The sequence below is a fragment of the Xenorhabdus sp. KK7.4 genome, assembly GCF_963876465.1.
GTDB lineage: Bacteria > Pseudomonadota > Gammaproteobacteria > Enterobacterales > Enterobacteriaceae > Xenorhabdus > Xenorhabdus stockiae.
In genome coordinates this window covers 150,112-167,010 of the sequence record NZ_CAWNQF010000111.1, presented here as the reverse complement: position 1 = coordinate 167,010, position 16,899 = coordinate 150,112, and the positions used below count along the sequence as shown (strand labels likewise).

The following is a 16,899-nucleotide window of genomic DNA, read 5'->3' as shown; positions in this document are numbered from 1 at the left end:
ATACTCCATGCATCATTTCATGCAGCTATTCCATAGATAAATTACTGAGCAATGAGCGTAACCCTGCTGCCTTATTCTCAATTTCTATCCATTCCTGTTCAGGATCTGAGCCAGAAACAATCCCTGCCCCGGCATACAATGACAATAAAGCGCCATCTATGTATGCGCACCGCAGCGAAACGGCAAATTCACTCTGCTCAAGCCCCAAATATCCGGCAGAACCGGCATACCAACCCCGGCGAAAAGGTTCATTCTCAGCTAAAAACTGCCGGGCGGCTTCTCGTGGCAGACCAGCAACAGCAGCGGTTGGTTGTAAACGACTCAGGCAATCACTGTCCGAAACCTGATTTAAAAAACCATTAATATGTCTGCGCAGGTGTTGTACTTTACGTAAACGAATAACATCAGGCGGAGCAACATCGATTGCTGTCACACCTCCCTGTAAACGCTGGCAGATATCATCCACCACAATCAGATTTTCATGCTGGTTCTTTTTATCCTTTAATAACCATTGCCCCAGCTCTTTTGCCTTTTGGTCATCATCAGAATTTATTGTTGTTCCCGCCAGAGCTTCAGTAAATAACTGTAACTGGTGACGGTAATAGAGCCGCTCAGGAGTGGAAGCAAGAAAGGCCTGCGTATCACTGAAAGCAAGCATGAAGTGATAACAGTGATGATTCACCTCACGGCTGGTCGCCATAAATTGTCCTGCTTGCAAAGGCATATCCAGCATGAGTTCTGTTTTTCGGGCCATCACCACTTTTTCCATTTTTTTGCGGGTAATGGCATCCAGCGCCTGCTCCAGCAGTGTATTCCACTGCTCACTTTCAGGCCGATGCTTGGTATTTAAAATCGTTACTCGTGATGATTGAAATGGCTGATGAGGTGCAATTTTTCTGAGAAATGCGTAAATAGTATCGATGTCAGCCTGTCCATCAATATTCAGATATAAATAAGTGGCCTTATGACAGCGACGTATTTCTATTCTTGGCAAGAACAGATAACTTTCTTCATTATCTGTGTTTTCTTCCTTTTCCCACGCGTTCAAGCCCCAAATACGCATTTGGGGAAATTGAGCATGTTGGTTTAAGAACTTTTCTGCCTGAGCGGCATCCCTGAAGAGGCGGATTTGCCCACAGGCAACAACTTCTTCATGTCCATCGCGATGTTGCCAGTAAAATTGCGGGTAATGCGGTTGAACAGCTAACCATTCCAGCCAGTCAGTATCATCGGTTACAGAAAGGGGAAAACTGAACGACTGAATACCCACTTCGCTAACATTTTTGGTTCTGAGAGTTTCGCATACATTAGCGATGATACTGGCAATCTGATCCACAACTTTCCTCACTAACAACATAATAAAAGGCAGGATTATACGAACCAACCGGAATTATTAAAGCACTTATTGTTTGTATGGTTGCAGCTGAGGTTAATGTCGGAAAAGGCATTCAATGTTAAATTCGTTCTTCCTTACCGAATTTTTGTGTTTTTTGATCAAAAAAATCGGACACAATATCATTCAATTAAATGGATAAAACCATCGATAATGCATCATCCCTCGAAGATAAAAGATGTTTTATTTTAAAAATAAACAACACAAAGCCTAAAAGCCACATTTAATTATAAAAATGGATATTTTTTATAAAATAGCCGTCACAAAATAATATAGACCATATTCAGAAAATTGATGAAGATAAAAGTAGGAAAAATACAGTCACCATTTACTAAAAACAGTAAAACGAATCATCAATAAAGAATATCAATACTGTTAATAAATATATTTCATCAACTCTGAATTAAATGAATTTATTTAATTAAAAAACGCCATAAGAAAAATCTTAAAATAACAACACTTTGATTTTAATATTAATTTCATTATTACCAATAAATGTAACAATACGATATTACTTATTCTAAGTGTAATTATATTTTATTTATTGCTTTTCATGAATTACCCATTGATATAAAGTCACACAATACGTATTATTTCGCCTCTTCAAAAATGAAGAAACAAAAATTTTCTCTTAATCTAAATTCAATTTTACTTCGTCTGATTCTGCTGTTTTCTAAATAAGCAGTATAAAAGGGGATGTCGTGCTATATCTTTATTTTAAGCCGATAGGCTTTCATAGATATCGGTATAAACTATTATCGTTATTCGTATCACTAAGTTGTCTAATAACGTCAGAAGCTGCAAACGCGGATTATGACGAGTTAATCCTGCAAGCCAGAAATGGCAATACCATCCCCATGCTTGAATATATTCGTCAAGAAGAAAAGCGGCGGAAACTTTCGTCTTCTCAGGTTGCTGACTGGTTACAAATTGCAGGCTGGGCAGGGCGAGATAATGAAGTGATTGAACTTTGGCAACGCTATCATTCCATGGAATTACCCGCCAGAGGCATCGCTGCTGCTGCACGGGCTTATCGCAATCAGCGTCAGTGGACACAATCCGTCCAATTATGGCATCTGGCTTCTGTCCTTGAAGAACAAAACCACGATCTAAAAGCAGGCCTGATTATGACGCTGGCAGATGCCAAACGAGATAATGAGGCTCGGAGGCTGGCAAAAAGGTTACTGGCACAACATCCCAATGCCGCTAATTACCGTTTAATGGCCTATGTTGATGAAGCAGCCGGGCGCACATGGGATGCCATGGAAATGCTCTCCACCGCTCACGAGCGTTTTCCCAATGATAAAAATACCACTCACGACTATCTGTTCAGTCTGAAAAATAATCGACTGAATGGCCCGGCATGGTCTTTAGAACAAAAATACGTCTCGCAATTACAGTTATCGCCGGGTCAACAGCGCAGGCTGGAAGCCGATGCCGCGGCTGAATTAGTTCGTCTTGCCATAATCCCTAACCGCAGTGAAACAGAGCGGTTTGATATTGCTGACAAAGCACTTGTCCGTTATGAGCATATGCTAAATGAGTGGCGTGAACAGCCAGATGCCCAACAGGATTACCGACGTGCCCGAATTGATCGCCTTGGGGCATTACTCGCCCGTTTCCGGACACAGGAACTTATTGAAGAATATTTACGCCTGCAACAGCCTTCATCAACAGAAGAAAACACAGAAATACCGGATTATGCCCATAAATGGGCTGCGGCAGCCTATCTGAATCTTCGCCAGCCAGATAAAGCAAGGAACATTCTGCGCCCGCTGAGTTACCCGAACGGGAAATACCCTGATAAAAAAACGCCGACTTCCCATATCACACTGGAAGATGACAGCGTTCTTTTTTATTCCGATGTGGAAAGCGAGCACCTAAATGAAGCCCAAAAACTCGCTGCCAATATCAAACAACGTAATGTTTATATGGTTAATGTTTACGGCTCTCCAATCCGGGTTCCTAATGACGGCTGGCTGCAAGGGCAGCAATTTCTGGCGGAATCAGCACAACTTAATGAAGATTTACCTGAGGCAGAAAAGCGTTTTACGCATTTAGCCCGTACAGCCCCTTCCAATCAAAAATTGCGTCTCGATTTGGCGGCAATCTGGCTGGATCGAGGCTGGCCTCGTCGGGCCGAGAGTGAATTAAAACAGGCTGAAGGGCTTGATCACCGTAATTTATCACTGGAAATCCAGCAAGGTTATACTGCTTTAGCATTACAAGAGTGGAAACAGGTTGATTTACTGGCTGATGATGTCATCTCCCGCGCACCAGAGAATGTACTGGGCAAACGTTTTAACCGCCTGCGCAATGTTCATCATATGTCAGAGCTGCGTGTCAGGGTTAATCAGGGTATTGATTCAGACAGCCCCACCAGCGGTAAAAGCAGTTCAGACATTGATGCTGTTATTTATAGCCCGCCCATTAACGATAACTGGCGTCTGTTTGCCGGTGGTGCATATAACCGCGCTCAGTTCAGCGAAGGCCGTGGATTAAACCGTGATTTACGTGGCGGTTTAGAATGGCGTGCACGGGATATCTGGCTGGAGGGTGAAATTTCTGGCCGGAATTATCGTCATGGCAATAAAGTCGGCCTGCGTTTTACCGGCTGGTACGATTTTAATGATGAATGGCGTCTGGGTGGATCAGCAGAACGGCTGGCACGGAACACTCCCCTGCGGGCATTAACCAATAATATTTACGCCAATGGCGGGCAAATCTATAGCCGCTGGAGATACAGCGAACGCAGCCAGTGGAGTGCCAGTTTCGCACCTTCCTTTTTTTCCGATGGTAATAACCGGTTTGCTTATAGCATTAACGGAATGCAACGCATCTATACCGCTCCTTATCTGAAACTCGATGCGACTTTGGAAGTCGGTACAACCCATAACAGCAAGCAAAATACCCCTTATTTCAATCCCAGAAATGATTTTACCCTGCTTCCGGCGCTGGAAGCGGATCACATCATTTATCGGCATTATCAGACCGTCTGGAGCCAGCAACTCACGGCAGGTATCGGCGAGTACTGGCAGAAAGATTATGGCGGAGGACTGATAACTACGGTTAGTTATGGGCAACGTATTAAGTGGAATGATGTTGTGGATGCAGGCGTGCGGCTCACGCTGGATAAACGCCCTTATGACGGTAGACGCGAAAAAAACCTGCAAGCTGCTTTTGATTTAACGTATCGGTTCTAAAGGATTTTCTATGACTTTTAACGTAATTCGCTATTGGTTAATGATTTCAGCTTTGCTGGTTAGCCTGCTTATTTCTCAACTCAGTGTCATGGCACACGCCGGAAAGCCTGATTTCGTTCCACCGGCGGAACGCCCTTTATCGATGAACGAACGCCCCTGGCCCCATAACAGTTTTGTCGTGCTGGCTTACCATGATGTTGAAGATGATGGTGCTGACCAACGCTTTATGTCCGTCCGTACCAGTGCGCTGAATGATCAATTTGCCTGGCTGCACGCCAATGGCTATCAACCTATTACCGTTGACCAGATCCTCACAGCTAATCAGGGGGGAACACCACTACCGCCTAAAGCCGTACTACTCACTTTTGATGACGGTTACAGCAGTTTCTATCACCGGGTTTTTCCGTTACTGAAAGCCTATAACTGGCCTGCTATTCTGGCTCCGGTCGGTATTTGGGTTGATGCTCCCGCAGGAAAGCCGGTAAATTTTGGTGGACTGAAAGTACCGCGAGAACGCTTTACCACCTGGGCACAGGTTGCCGAAATGTCCCGTTCCGGTCTGGTGGAAATTGGCTCACATACTTATCAACATCATTACGGTGCTCTTGGTAATCCACAGGGGAATACCGAACCTGCCGCTGCTACCCGAATCTATGACCGCAAAACTGGCAAATATGAAACTGAAAAGGCATTCCGCCAGCGTATGGAACAGGATGTCAGGACAATCACGCAGCGGATCATTTCTGCTACAGGTAAAAAGCCGCGTGTCTGGGTCTGGCCTTACGGTATTGACAGTGGTGTCACGCTGGATATAGCAAAGCAACACGGCTATAAATTGGCGTTGACTCTCGACACTGGTCTGGCTAATGCCAAAAATCTGGATAATGTTCCACGGATCTTGCTGACAAACAACCCAACCCTGAAAGAATTCGCTGAACAGATTATTCAGGTTCAGAATAAATTTCCTCTGCGTATCGCCCATATTGATCTGGATTATGTTTATGACCCTGACCCTGTTCAGCAAGCAAGTAATCTCGACAAGCTGGTACAGCGTGTTGCCGACCTCGGTATCAATACGGTTTTCCTACAGGCTTTCGCGGATCCTACAGGCGATGGCACTGTACGTGAACTTTACTTCCCTAATCGCTGGTTACCAATGCGGGCCGATTTATTTAACCGGGTTTCCTGGCAGATACACAGCCGGTTAAATATTGATGTCTATGCATGGATGCCGGTTCTGGCATTTGAATTAGAGCCTTCCCTGCCCCGCGTATTGAGCTACGACAAAAATAGCGGTGAGTTATCCGTTAACAAAGCACAATACCGTCGGTTATCGCCTTATAACCTAGAAAATCGCCGCAGAATTAAAGAGATTTATCAGGATTTAGCTGCTCATTCCATTTTTCAGGGTGTGCTGTATCACGATGATGCCATCATGTCCGATTTTGAAGATGCCGGTCCGGATGCAATCAGGGTTTATCAGCGAGAAGGCTTTCCGGCCTCTATTGCCGAAATCCGTCAGGATCCGGAAAAATTCGCCCGCTGGAGCCGCTTCAAAAGCCGATACCTGACCGATTTCACTCAGGAACTCACTGATGCCGTTAAATCCGTCCGGGGTTATCAGGTAAAAACTGCCCGTAATATTTTTGCGCTGCCGATTCTGGAACCGGACAGCGAAGAGTGGTTTGCCCAGAATCTGGATGATTTTCTTGCCCATTATGACTGGGTTGCACCGATGGCAATGCCATTAATGGAAAATATCCCGCTGTCAAAAAGTAATCAGTGGCTATCCCGTTTAGTGAAAGCTGTGGGTCAGCGTCCGGATGCACTGAGTAAAACGGTATTTGAACTGCAAGCCGTAGACTGGCGCAAACCATCCGATAAAAGAATGATATCAGGCGAACAACTCGCTGAATGGATGCGCCAGTTACAGCTGAATGGTGCCCAAAATTTTGGTTACTACCCTGATGACTTTATTAATAATCAACCAGAAATGAACTCGATCCGTCCTGTTCTTTCCTCAGAATGGTATCCACTCAATGATTGACCGTATTCTTGCTTTTATTGTGCTCTGTATTGTTTTGAGTATTCCCATCGGTATTGCTGTCACCTTTACCGGTGAAGTTATGCTGAACTTTGTGTTTTTCTGGCCCCTGTTTATGTCTGCCATCTGGATTTCAGGTGGGGTTTATTTCTGGTTTTATCGTGAAAGACACTGGAAACAAAGTGATGAGCCGCCCCATCTGGAGAGCGAACCTCTGATATCCATTTTGATCCCCTGCTATAACGAAGGCCCTAATGTGCGTGAAACACTACAGGCAGCACTGAATCAGCGCTATTCCAATATTGAGGTGATCGCAATCAATGACGGTTCAACCGACAGCACAGCCCATGAACTTGATGATATGGCGAAACAGCATAGCGCCCTGAGAGTGATACATCTGAAACAGAATCAGGGGAAAGCCACCGCGCTTCAGGCCGGTGCTGCTGCTGCCAACAGTGATTATCTGGTCTGTATTGATGGTGATGCTCTGTTAGATCGTGATGCTGCTGTATGGATGGTGAAACCGATGATTGACCATCCCCGTGTCGGTGCAGTGACCGGTAACCCTCGGATACGTACCCGCTCTACTCTGGTTGGCCGAATTCAGGTAGGTGAATTTTCCTCTATCATTGGCCTTATCAAACGTACTCAGCGGATTTACGGTCAGGTGTTTACCGTTTCCGGTGTGGTCGCTGCTTTTAACCGCCGTGCTCTTGCCGATGTAGGTTATTGGAGCAACGACATGATTACAGAAGATATTGATGTCAGCTGGAAACTGCAATTACGTCATTGGTCCGTCTTCTTTGAGCCTCGGGCTATCTGCTGGATCCTGATGCCGGAAACGCTTCGTGGGTTATGGAAACAGAGATTGCGCTGGGCACAGGGTGGAGCTGAAGTCTTTCTCAAAAACCTGCGGAAACTCTGGGCATGGGAATATCGCCGTATGTGGGTTTTATTTGCCGAATTCTGCTGTTCGGTAATCTGGTCATTTACCTTTGCCCTTTCAATTATATTGTTTTTCCTCGGCATGCTTATCACATTACCTGAAACCATTCGGGTTTATACCCTTTTCCCACCCGGATATACCGGGTTGGTATTAGCCGCAACCTGTCTGATTCAGTTTACTGTCAGCCTGTTAATTGAACGTCGCTATGAAAAACACGTCGCATCATCACTTTTCTGGGTGATCTGGTATCCGGTCGTATATTGGATGCTGAACCTGTTTACGACACTGGTCTCTTTTCCCAAAGTTATGCTTAAAGTCCACCGCAAACGTGCTCGTTGGGAAAGCCCTGACCGTGGAATAGAGAGAATAGAATAATGAAAGATCCCTTAATATTTACAGAAAAGAAATTATTACCTCGTCTTATTGATGTCACACTGACTATTTTAGCGTGGTGTGGATTTGTCTATTTGTTTATTTCGGGGTTATTTAATTCGCCCCATCATGGCCCTAAGCCTGTGATGTATATATTCAGCTCGGAGTTAAGCTCAATTGCTCTCTATATCATTGTCGCTATATTCAATGCATTCCTGCTGATCGGCTGGGCAAAGTATAATCAAATTCGTTTTCGTATTGAACGACGTCGCCATCAGCCTGCGTTAAACCATGATGAGATTGCAACAAGCTTTTCTTTGGAAGAAAGAATAATAGACAGTTTGAATCAAGGAAAAGTGTCTGATATCACTTATAATAATCATGGTCACATAATAGGCGTCGCTGAAAAACCAAATTAATAAATAAAGGAAATGGTTTTTATAACTATTTTCCCTATTATTTAATATATTTTTCAACCTATCTCATATACGACCATTTACAACCGATGATTAATGATTTTTGTACAGAGTGCCATGATGAGATAGGTTCCATACCCAATATATTTAGAATGACAACCCTGCGATACGGATAACCATATATTAATAAAAAAAGTAACTAAAATGAGTAAATACAGCCAACAAAGAGGCGACTTGAAAGACTAAGTGTATATTAATGACTGTTAATAATATGAAAGATAAAAACGGGATCCCGTTATGTGCTTAATTGAATGGACTCTCTGTGTTGTCAAACATTGTGCTTACAAATTATTTTTACGGGTATTGACGGTTTTATGTATAACCATGGTGATATGTAATTCAATAGTAACAGCTATGCCTGAAACTAAAGAGAAAATAAAAATAAATGAAAATGTTGTACGTGTCGTTTCTGGCATTATCAGTTATACATATTGGCCAGTCACACGTCCGACATTACATTTATGTCTGGTACCCCCTTCTAATTACATTCGTGTTTTAAAAAATATTAATATGTTTCCTGATGAAATAGAATTACGGATAGAAATTCTAAATTTCAATACAGAACAACTAGTCAATAAGTGTGATATTATTTACTACGGTCAGATTGACCCTATACTTCAACATCAAGTATTTAATCAGAAAAATAATAAACCACTTCTTACTATTGCTGAACAAAACCAACATTGTGAAATAGGTAGTGCATTCTGCCTCAATATAGATAGTACACAAACAACGTTTAACCTTAATCTCGATATTTTGACTCGCAGTGGTATACGCGTAGATCCAAATGTCCTGCAATTGGCTCGTAAGGCGGAATAACTGTATGAAAAAGCGTTATTCATTAATGCCATCACGCCCGACATTACGTCAGACAGTTCACCGTATCCATCTGATCATTACTATTGTTACATTATCGGTTGTCGGTCTGTTTCTTTCTTTACTGGCACTCTTTGCCATGCAGAAATATGCTGAAAATAATCTGAAACAGATGTCATCGACAATAGCCCATACCGTACAGGCAGCAGTAGTATTTAATGATAAAACAGCTGCAAACGAAATATTGGAAATGATTGCTGCTCACGATAGTTTTACCGAAGCAAAGATTTTTGATGCAAAAAATCAGGTATTAGCCAGCTGGCATGCCAAACAGATAACACGCACCGGTAATTTTAAGAAACTGGTTGAATACTGGATATTTCCTGAACCCGTTACATTTCCTATTTATCACCACCAACAGCAAGTTGGTTCAGTCTGGTTAATCGGTAATAGTGAACACATCACCAAATTTATCTATCAGGCCTTACTGGTACTGTTTGCCTGCCTCCTGATCAGCGCCATACTTTCACTCTATCTTTCCCTGCGCATGCATGACGGCGTTGTCAGAACACTACAGAACATTGCCAGCGTTGCCCATGATGTACGCCAGCGGCGGGCATTTTCTCAGCGGGTTCCTTCCGCTCAAATTGCAGAACTGCATGAACTCAGTCAGGTTTTTAACCACCTGCTGGAAGAACTGGAAGAGTGGCAGCATCATTTACAAACTGAAAAAGCCGCTTTGACATGGCAGGCACAACACGATTCTCTCACCACATTACCCAACCGGGCGACTTTTGAGCGTGTTCTGTCCACCGTGATGAATGACAAGTTCATGCGGGAGAGTGCTGCCATTTTATTTATTGACGGTAATCGGCTCAAATATGTCAATGATGTTTATGGGCATGCAGCAGGCGATCACGTCCTGATCACAATTGCCGATACTTTAAAAAAGAAAGTCCGGAAAACAGATACTGTCGCCCGCCTCGGTGGTGATGAATTTGCCATTTTATTACCTTCAGCCAGTTTAGAAGATGCTGAGCGGATCGCTAAAAATATCATTCACGCGATGGATACCCCGATTCAGCTTCCCAGCGGCCAACAGCTACGTATCACACTCAGCATTGGTATTGCTCTGTCAAATGGCGCTTTAACAGCAGAACAGTTGCTGTCTGAAGCGGATGCCGCTATGTATCACATCAAACAGCGCGGCGGTGGCTGGCACTCCGCTGACACAACAAAAGTAAACTACTTATCGAGAAATTCATCATGATAAAAAAACGCGCTTTTATATTAATGATTTCATTAATTGGCCCTTTCCTTCTTAACGCCTGCCAACATACGGGCAAACTAACAACGGAACAAATCAAAGTTCTTAAGCAACAAGGATTTCAGCAAACGGATGAAGGATGGCTATTTGGTCTGTCAGAAAAAGTCCTCTTCGGTAATAACCAATTTCACTTGCAACCTGCTGGGGAAGAAAAACTGAAAAAGCTGGCAGCTATTTTATCCAAAACAGGCATTGAACATGCACGCCTTGACGGTCACACGGATAACCACGGTGAATTAAGCTATAACAACCAACTCTCGCTAAGACGGGCTAACACGGTTGCAGATGCCCTGACACGGGGAGGAATGAACAGATCCAGCTTAGAAACCCGCGGATTGGGGCCAAGCCAGCCGGTTGCAGATAATCGCAGTTCAAAAGGAAGGGCAGAAAACCGTCGAGTGGCGATTGTGATTACATCACAATAAACTTCCAATAGACTTTAAGATATAACTTAAAATACGAGGGGAATAAATAAAAGAAGGAATAATCTGGCGAAAGATTGACATTAATCAATAAAATAATTTAATTATTTCACCAAGGATGGAAACAATAATCGGTTTATTTTAATTACTGCCACCGATTACGTAATTTGTTGTTCAATTCTTGCTATATAAATATATATATAGTTCCTGTATTCAATCTCTTCCTGTAAGATAGCCAGCGTTATTTTTCAAGCAAACAGTCATTTTTTATCAGCAGCAAGCTCACAAAATTTTACAAATCCAGACAGTAAGACTACTGTTGGATAATGGGCTTTATCAAAAAGGAGAAATGATGGGGCTGAATTTTAAATCATACCGAACGTTGTATCGGGCATTTGTGGTACTATTCATCGCCATCACTCTGAGTGCTGGTAATCTATTATGGAAAGTATTTTCTGATTATCGGAATAATATCAGGCCTGATATAGAATTAGAGTGGGTTTTGCTAACATTGACAATACTCATATTTTTATACGCTATCGTTTTATATAAACATACCAAAACTGTTATTATTCCTGACTATCAATTTAAAAAAGCCATTAAAAACAAACAATTTATTCCTTATGTTCAGCCCATTATCTGTAGTAAAAATAACTCCCTTATCGGGTGTGAAATACTTGTTCGCTGGCAACACCCAAAACAAGGGTTAATAGAGCCTAAAAGCTTTATCTCACAAATTGAGAGATCGGACCTCATTATTCCCTTAACACATAACTTAATTACTCAAGTTCGTGATTTTTTTGCCTCTTTCGCCTATCAGCTACCACCAAATTTTCACTTTAATTTCAATATCAGTGCAAAACATTATAAAGATAGTGGTTTAGTTGAGGATTGTCGCAACTTTCTACAGGCATTTCCTGAAGATGCAATCCATCTGATATTAGAAATTACCGAGAGAGAATTACTCGAGCCAGATGCACACACAATCGAACTATTTAATAAATTAGATAAATTAGGTGTATTAATCGCTTTAGATGATTTTGGCACAGGCCATTCTAATCATGCTTATTTACAAAAAATAAACGTTAATGTGGTAAAAATAGGCCATAATTTCATTAGTAAAATGAACAGTGATAGGTTTTCAAAGCATATTGTTGAAAATATTATTGACCTCGCTTTACGGCTTAATTTAGAAATTGTCGCTGAAGGAGTTGAAGATCAAAAACAGGTAAACCAGCTGAAAAACTATTCGGTCAATTACCTACAAGGTTATTACTTTGATCGCCCTATATCACCAGAAGAATTTGTTAAAAAATGGTTAAAATAAATCATGTGACTACACTTAAAACAGTGAACTTGAAACTCATAGCAAATAGATTTTTATCATACTTTTACTGAAATTATTTTCTTTTCATTCTCACTAATCAAAATGGGTAATTGATGTAAAAAAATATAACCATCATGTTGAAACTCAATGAGTGTTTTTTTAGCAGGAGAAATAAAAAAAGCATCTCCATTGAAGAAACACTCTGAATTTTTATTTAAATAATCATTTACAAATAACTCGACATATCTGATATTCATGAAATAAACTTCATCTTTTATATAAGAGTTATCATTAATTATAAAAACATCATCTGAAAGGTACCTTTTAAAATTCATGGCCGCTAATATTTTGGTATCGGATTGATTTTCCAAATTCTCTATTTTACCGAGAAATTTAAATCTACCCTCCAGTGAAAAACTGATATAACTTAATAAGATAAGCTCACCACCAATGATAGGTTGTAACATTCTATCCGCTTTATCCATCGTGTATTTTTTATAGTTTTCCATTTATTATTCTTTATTCCGTCAAATTTACTATAAACCACAATACATAAAATTACTCTACTCTTCTACCTTGTTTAAAGGCATTTTTGGCCTCATTTAAACTCATAGAATTAGCACCTCCGGCAAGGTCAGAGTATTTATGTTGAGCAGGATCATCGTCCCAATTAAAAATATAAAAAATAATATAATTTACTTTACATATAATAAAACTATTAAATAAATTGAAATAATTTCAAAAACAATGACTTCACGTAAATTCTTTAACTCTGTGAAAAATAAGTTTTATTTAATTTTTTATAGATATTATTGGATTTTTCCTTGGCACAAATTAAAAATCAGGTTTAAATATTCAAACTTTATCCAAAAAATTCCGTCAGATAGAACCTCCCAATTAATAAAGAGTTAAAAAATGAATAGTTCGTTAAGAAATAATAGTTTTTTACTGTTAATCATTTTTGTTTTAGTCGGACTGAACTTACGCCCTTCTATGGCAGCAATCGGGCCACTTCTGAATTCAATTCGTGATGCAATTCCCCTGAGCTATACGTTGGTCTCTTTACTCACTATGTTGCCGGTATTTGCCATGGGTATTGCCATGTTTATAGGTATTCGCCTTGCTGATGCTATCGGTGAGCATCGGGTCGTCAGTGTATCATTGATATTTATCGCTCTAGCCAGTTTTTTCAGATTATATGCGACGGATTCTATCAATTTATTGATCACTGCTGTCGTAGCAGGTGCAGGAATTGCCATTATTCAGGCGGTTATTCCAAAAATAATTAAAAGCCGTTTTCCGAACTCAATTGAACTGTATATGGGAGTCTATGTCACTGCAATAATGGGGGGTGCCGCTGTGGCAGCTTCATCATCTCCATTTATCGCTGAATATTTCACCAGTTGGAGGGTCGGGCTTTCTGTCTGGGCAGGAGTTGCCATTTTTGCATTACTGGTTTGGCTTTCAGCTAAGAAATTAATTTCAGGGAATCAGCCAACAGAAAATATCAAGAGTGTGCCTGAACAGCAAAAAACGTCCTTCTTTAAGAACCGACGGGCATGGATACTGGGTTTGTTCTTTGGCCTTGGCACTTCCTCCTATACCTGCGTTTTAGCCTGGTTACCACCCTATTACTTTGATTTAGGCTGGCAAGACAAAGAATCGGGCTTAATTCTCGCTTATCTGACATTGATGGAAGTCATATCCGGTTTAATAATCCCTATTATCGCTAGCAGGAGTAAGGATCGCCGCTGGATTTTAACATTCCTGCTTGGTTGTATTGTTATCGGTTTTATAGGACTGATGCTAAAACCATCTGAATATGCCTTATTATGGTCCGGTTTACTTGGTATTGGGATTGGAGGCCTGTTTCCTATGAGCCTGATTGTCACAATGGACCATGTTTCTTTTCCCGCTAAAGCCGGCCAACTGACAGCCTTTGTTCAAGGAATAGGTTATATATTAGCCTCTTTATCACCATTACTGGCAGGATATATTAAGGATACATATTCCAGCTTCAGTTCCGCGTGGGCAATCCTTGCTACTATTACCTGTGTGATGATATTCATGGCATGGCGCTTTAAACCAGCCGAGTACAATTTACATTTTGCAGAATAGAATTAATGTGGGTTCTACCTGCTCCTTCTGGCAGCATCACCAGAACCAATGGTGATGCTGATATCTTCATACATTGATCATTAATATTTGATGGCAAAATCAACGAACAATCAGCCCCAGTAAAATCCCCACGGCACTAAAATCAGCATCACTAAATGTGGTATTGGCGATGCCGATATCGCCAAGTACAGGCAGCAGGAATACCGGCAAAAATGTAATTAACAGGCCTTGAGCAAAAGCGCCGAGGATTGCTCCCCTTCTCCCTCCCGTTGCGTTACCGAAAACACCCGCAGTTGCGCCAACAAAGAAGTGAGGAACAACGCCGGGTATAATCACCGTCATATTCAGCCAATAGAGTAAAAACATGCCGATGACACCAGCAATAAAGCTGCTCAGGAAACCAATCAGTACCGCATTGGGGGCATAAGGGAAAACTACCGGGCAATCCAGTGCGGGTTTGGAGTTCGGGACTAATTTGTCGGAGATACCCTTAAATGCAGGCACGATTTCGGCAATGACCATCCTGACTCCCTGTAGAATGATATAAACCCCTGCTGCAAATGTGATCGACTGCATCAAAGAGTACATGATGCTGTTTTTTCCACCACTGATCTGCCGTACAAACTCCTGATCAGCAAACAGACAGGTGAGAAGAAAGATAACTGCCATCGTTAGAGAGATGGAAACAGAAGTATCACGCAGAAATAACAGGCTCTTTGGTACGTTCATTTCTTCTGTGGAATGCTCCCTATTCCCCAGTTTACTGCCAATAAACCCAGCCAGAACATAAGAGAGTGTCGAAAAGTGCCCAATGGCTACATCGTCAGAACCGGTCACTTTTTTCATATAAGGATGAGCTATTGCCGGAAAAAAGACCATTGAAACACCAACAACAATTGACCCCGTCGCAACAAGTGCCACACCATGGATCCCGGCGACAGAAAGAATAACGGCCACCATCATCGACATAAATAATGTGTGATGGCCGGTCAGGAATATGAATTTCCACGGCGTAAAGCGGGCAATCAGAATATTAATCACCATTGCGAAAAACATAATCATCGCCATCTCTTTGCCAAAACTTTTCTGCGCGATTGATACGATAGCTTCGTTATTCGGCACAACACCCTGAATACCAAAAGTATGTTGAAAAATAACGGCGAATCCACTCAATGAAGAAACGATAACTCCCGCACCAGCGCCCAAAATAACAAACCCGAGCAGGGTTTTTACTGTCCCTTTAATACACTCAGTCACAGGTTTTTTCTGCAATACCAAGCCAATCAGGGAAATCAATCCGACTAAAACAGCAGGCTCTGCCAATACGTCACTCATCAGAAAGCGGAAAAAATCCATATTCGTCTCCGGTTACAATCTGCCAAGATCTTGCAATGCCGCAGATAAACGTAATTTCATTGCAGATTTATCGAGCATATTTTCTAATACAACAACTTTTCCATTGACCTGCTGCTCAGCCAGTTGTTCTGCAATATCTTTTGTCGCAACAAAAATATCGCTCTTTATTCCTTTTGCTGAACCTAAATCTGTATGTCCGACACTGGCTTCAACACCTAATTCCTGCAAAATACTTTTAATACTCATTTCCATTATTAGGCTGGTACCCAAACCATGACCGCAAACAACGGTTATATTCATCTTATTTTCCTGTTAACTAAAAGTAGTGGTTAATACCCCTGAATAATGGAAAAAGCTTCATCCTGATTTTTAGCCTGCATTAATCGATTAATTTTTTCCTGATCATCAAATAACCCAGCCAGTTCAGCAATGACTTCTATATGGCTGTAATTACTTGTTGTAGCAAATACAAACAATAATTTAACCGGATCATTTTCTACTGACCCAAATCTGACACCCTGTTTTATTAATGTCAGGCTCAGGGCAAGCCGATTAACGCCCTGTTCTGGTCTGGCGTGTGGTATTGCTATACCTGAACCCACAACGTAATAAGGACCAAATTTTTCATGAGACTCATAAATCGCCTCGACATAACTGGGTTGAATCGCTCCATTATTAATCAGTGGCTGACAGGCGATTTCAATGGCCTCGTGCCAATCTCTGACATCAGGAAACCATTGGATGACATCGCGGGTTAATAAGGTTCGCAGCATTAAATTTCCCCGTATACTCTTCGTCTTTCAAATTGCCTCTTTGTGGCTGCATTTTGAAATCCATCCAGTATATTTCGTTAACAAGCGGTTATTTCCATAAAGGGCATCGATGATTAAAAGAATAGCCAGTGCAAATCAAACCTACTGACGGAAAGAAATAAAAATCACAATAATACGGAGTAAATCACATTATGGGGAAAGGATGAGGAGATACGTAAATAAGTATCCCCCGGCATAGCCGGGGGTTTTTCATATGCGCCTATAAGGCTCTCTTACCTGCCGCGCCCTAACAGGCGCATCGCAATCTGACATTTGCATTCTAGTGA

At 41.6% G+C, this 16,899-nt stretch carries 15 protein-coding genes; 9 read left to right on the top strand and 6 right to left on the bottom strand.

Annotated elements, in window-relative coordinates; genetic code table 11:
* Positions 1–25: 25 nt before the first annotated feature.
* Positions 26–1,336 (bottom strand): isochorismate synthase MenF, encoded by a 1,311-nt coding sequence (menF, locus tag AACS90_RS19280; protein ID WP_241538197.1) that lies wholly within the window; start codon positions 1,334–1,336, stop codon positions 26–28.
* 758 nt (positions 1,337–2,094) lie between these two features.
* Here menF and pgaA point away from each other — a divergent pair.
* The 8 genes from pgaA to AACS90_RS19240 all read left to right on the top strand — a co-directional run bounded on the left by pgaA (position 2,095) and on the right by AACS90_RS19240 (position 12,326).
* Positions 2,095–4,596 (top strand): poly-beta-1,6 N-acetyl-D-glucosamine export porin PgaA, encoded by a 2,502-nt coding sequence (gene pgaA / locus AACS90_RS19275; RefSeq protein WP_193757152.1) that lies wholly within the window; start codon positions 2,095–2,097, stop codon positions 4,594–4,596.
* Between the two features lie 10 nt (positions 4,597–4,606).
* Positions 4,607–6,643 (top strand): poly-beta-1,6-N-acetyl-D-glucosamine N-deacetylase PgaB, encoded by a 2,037-nt coding sequence (pgaB, locus tag AACS90_RS19270; RefSeq protein ID WP_099121176.1) that lies wholly within the window; start codon positions 4,607–4,609, stop codon positions 6,641–6,643.
* Positions 6,636–7,961 carry a poly-beta-1,6-N-acetyl-D-glucosamine synthase gene (pgaC, locus tag AACS90_RS19265; protein WP_099121175.1) on the top strand — a complete coding sequence of 442 codons (1,326 nt, stop codon included), beginning with the start codon at positions 6,636–6,638 and terminating at the stop codon, positions 7,959–7,961. The genes pgaB and pgaC overlap by 8 nt, the downstream gene beginning before the upstream one ends.
* The gene (gene pgaD / locus AACS90_RS19260; RefSeq protein ID WP_099121174.1) at positions 7,961–8,377 is read left to right on the top strand and encodes a poly-beta-1,6-N-acetyl-D-glucosamine biosynthesis protein PgaD; all 417 of its coding nucleotides are present in this window, start codon (positions 7,961–7,963) and stop codon (positions 8,375–8,377) included. The genes pgaC and pgaD overlap by 1 nt, the downstream gene beginning before the upstream one ends.
* 294 nt (positions 8,378–8,671) lie before the next feature.
* Entirely contained in the window at positions 8,672–9,253 is a 582-nt protein-coding gene (locus AACS90_RS19255; RefSeq protein WP_099121173.1) for a YfiR family protein, read from the top strand.
* A gap of 4 nt (positions 9,254–9,257) precedes the next feature.
* Positions 9,258–10,520, top strand: coding sequence for a diguanylate cyclase domain-containing protein (locus tag AACS90_RS19250; RefSeq protein WP_099121172.1), 1,263 nt, complete (start codon positions 9,258–9,260; stop codon positions 10,518–10,520).
* The gene (locus AACS90_RS19245; RefSeq protein ID WP_099121171.1) at positions 10,517–11,002 is read left to right on the top strand and encodes an OmpA family protein; all 486 of its coding nucleotides are present in this window, start codon (positions 10,517–10,519) and stop codon (positions 11,000–11,002) included. Before AACS90_RS19250 ends, AACS90_RS19245 begins: the two co-directional genes overlap by 4 nt.
* A 346-nt stretch (positions 11,003–11,348) precedes the next feature.
* Entirely contained in the window at positions 11,349–12,326 is a 978-nt protein-coding gene (locus tag AACS90_RS19240) for an EAL domain-containing protein (RefSeq protein ID WP_339373633.1), read from the top strand.
* Between the two features lie 56 nt (positions 12,327–12,382).
* On the opposite strand, the gene AACS90_RS19235 is transcribed toward AACS90_RS19240, so the two are convergent.
* Together AACS90_RS19235 and AACS90_RS19230 are read right to left on the bottom strand one after the other, a co-directional pair.
* Complete coding sequence (locus AACS90_RS19235) at positions 12,383–12,835, bottom strand: hypothetical protein (protein ID WP_099121169.1); 453 nt, start codon at positions 12,833–12,835, stop codon at positions 12,383–12,385.
* 49 nt (positions 12,836–12,884) lie between these two features.
* Complete coding sequence (locus AACS90_RS19230) at positions 12,885–13,004, bottom strand: CPCC family cysteine-rich protein (protein ID WP_241538199.1); 120 nt, start codon at positions 13,002–13,004, stop codon at positions 12,885–12,887.
* Between the two features lie 237 nt (positions 13,005–13,241).
* Between AACS90_RS19230 and AACS90_RS19225 the strand changes: the two genes are divergently transcribed.
* Positions 13,242–14,444 (top strand): cyanate transporter, encoded by a 1,203-nt coding sequence (locus tag AACS90_RS19225; RefSeq protein ID WP_099121168.1) that lies wholly within the window; start codon positions 13,242–13,244, stop codon positions 14,442–14,444.
* A 99-nt stretch (positions 14,445–14,543) separates the two neighbouring features.
* Here AACS90_RS19225 and AACS90_RS19220 read toward each other — a convergent pair whose 3' ends face one another.
* The 3 genes from AACS90_RS19220 to AACS90_RS19210 are packed head-to-tail and all read right to left on the bottom strand — an operon-like array spanning position 14,544 to position 16,573.
* Entirely contained in the window at positions 14,544–15,800 is a 1,257-nt protein-coding gene (locus tag AACS90_RS19220; protein WP_099121167.1) for a PTS ascorbate transporter subunit IIC, read from the bottom strand.
* A 12-nt stretch (positions 15,801–15,812) separates the two neighbouring features.
* Positions 15,813–16,100 carry a PTS sugar transporter subunit IIB gene (locus AACS90_RS19215; RefSeq protein WP_099121166.1) on the bottom strand — a complete coding sequence of 96 codons (288 nt, stop codon included), beginning with the start codon at positions 16,098–16,100 and terminating at the stop codon, positions 15,813–15,815.
* Positions 16,101–16,129: 29 nt separating this feature from the next.
* Positions 16,130–16,573 carry a PTS sugar transporter subunit IIA gene (locus AACS90_RS19210; protein WP_099121165.1) on the bottom strand — a complete coding sequence of 148 codons (444 nt, stop codon included), beginning with the start codon at positions 16,571–16,573 and terminating at the stop codon, positions 16,130–16,132.
* Positions 16,574–16,899: the final 326 nt, after the last annotated feature.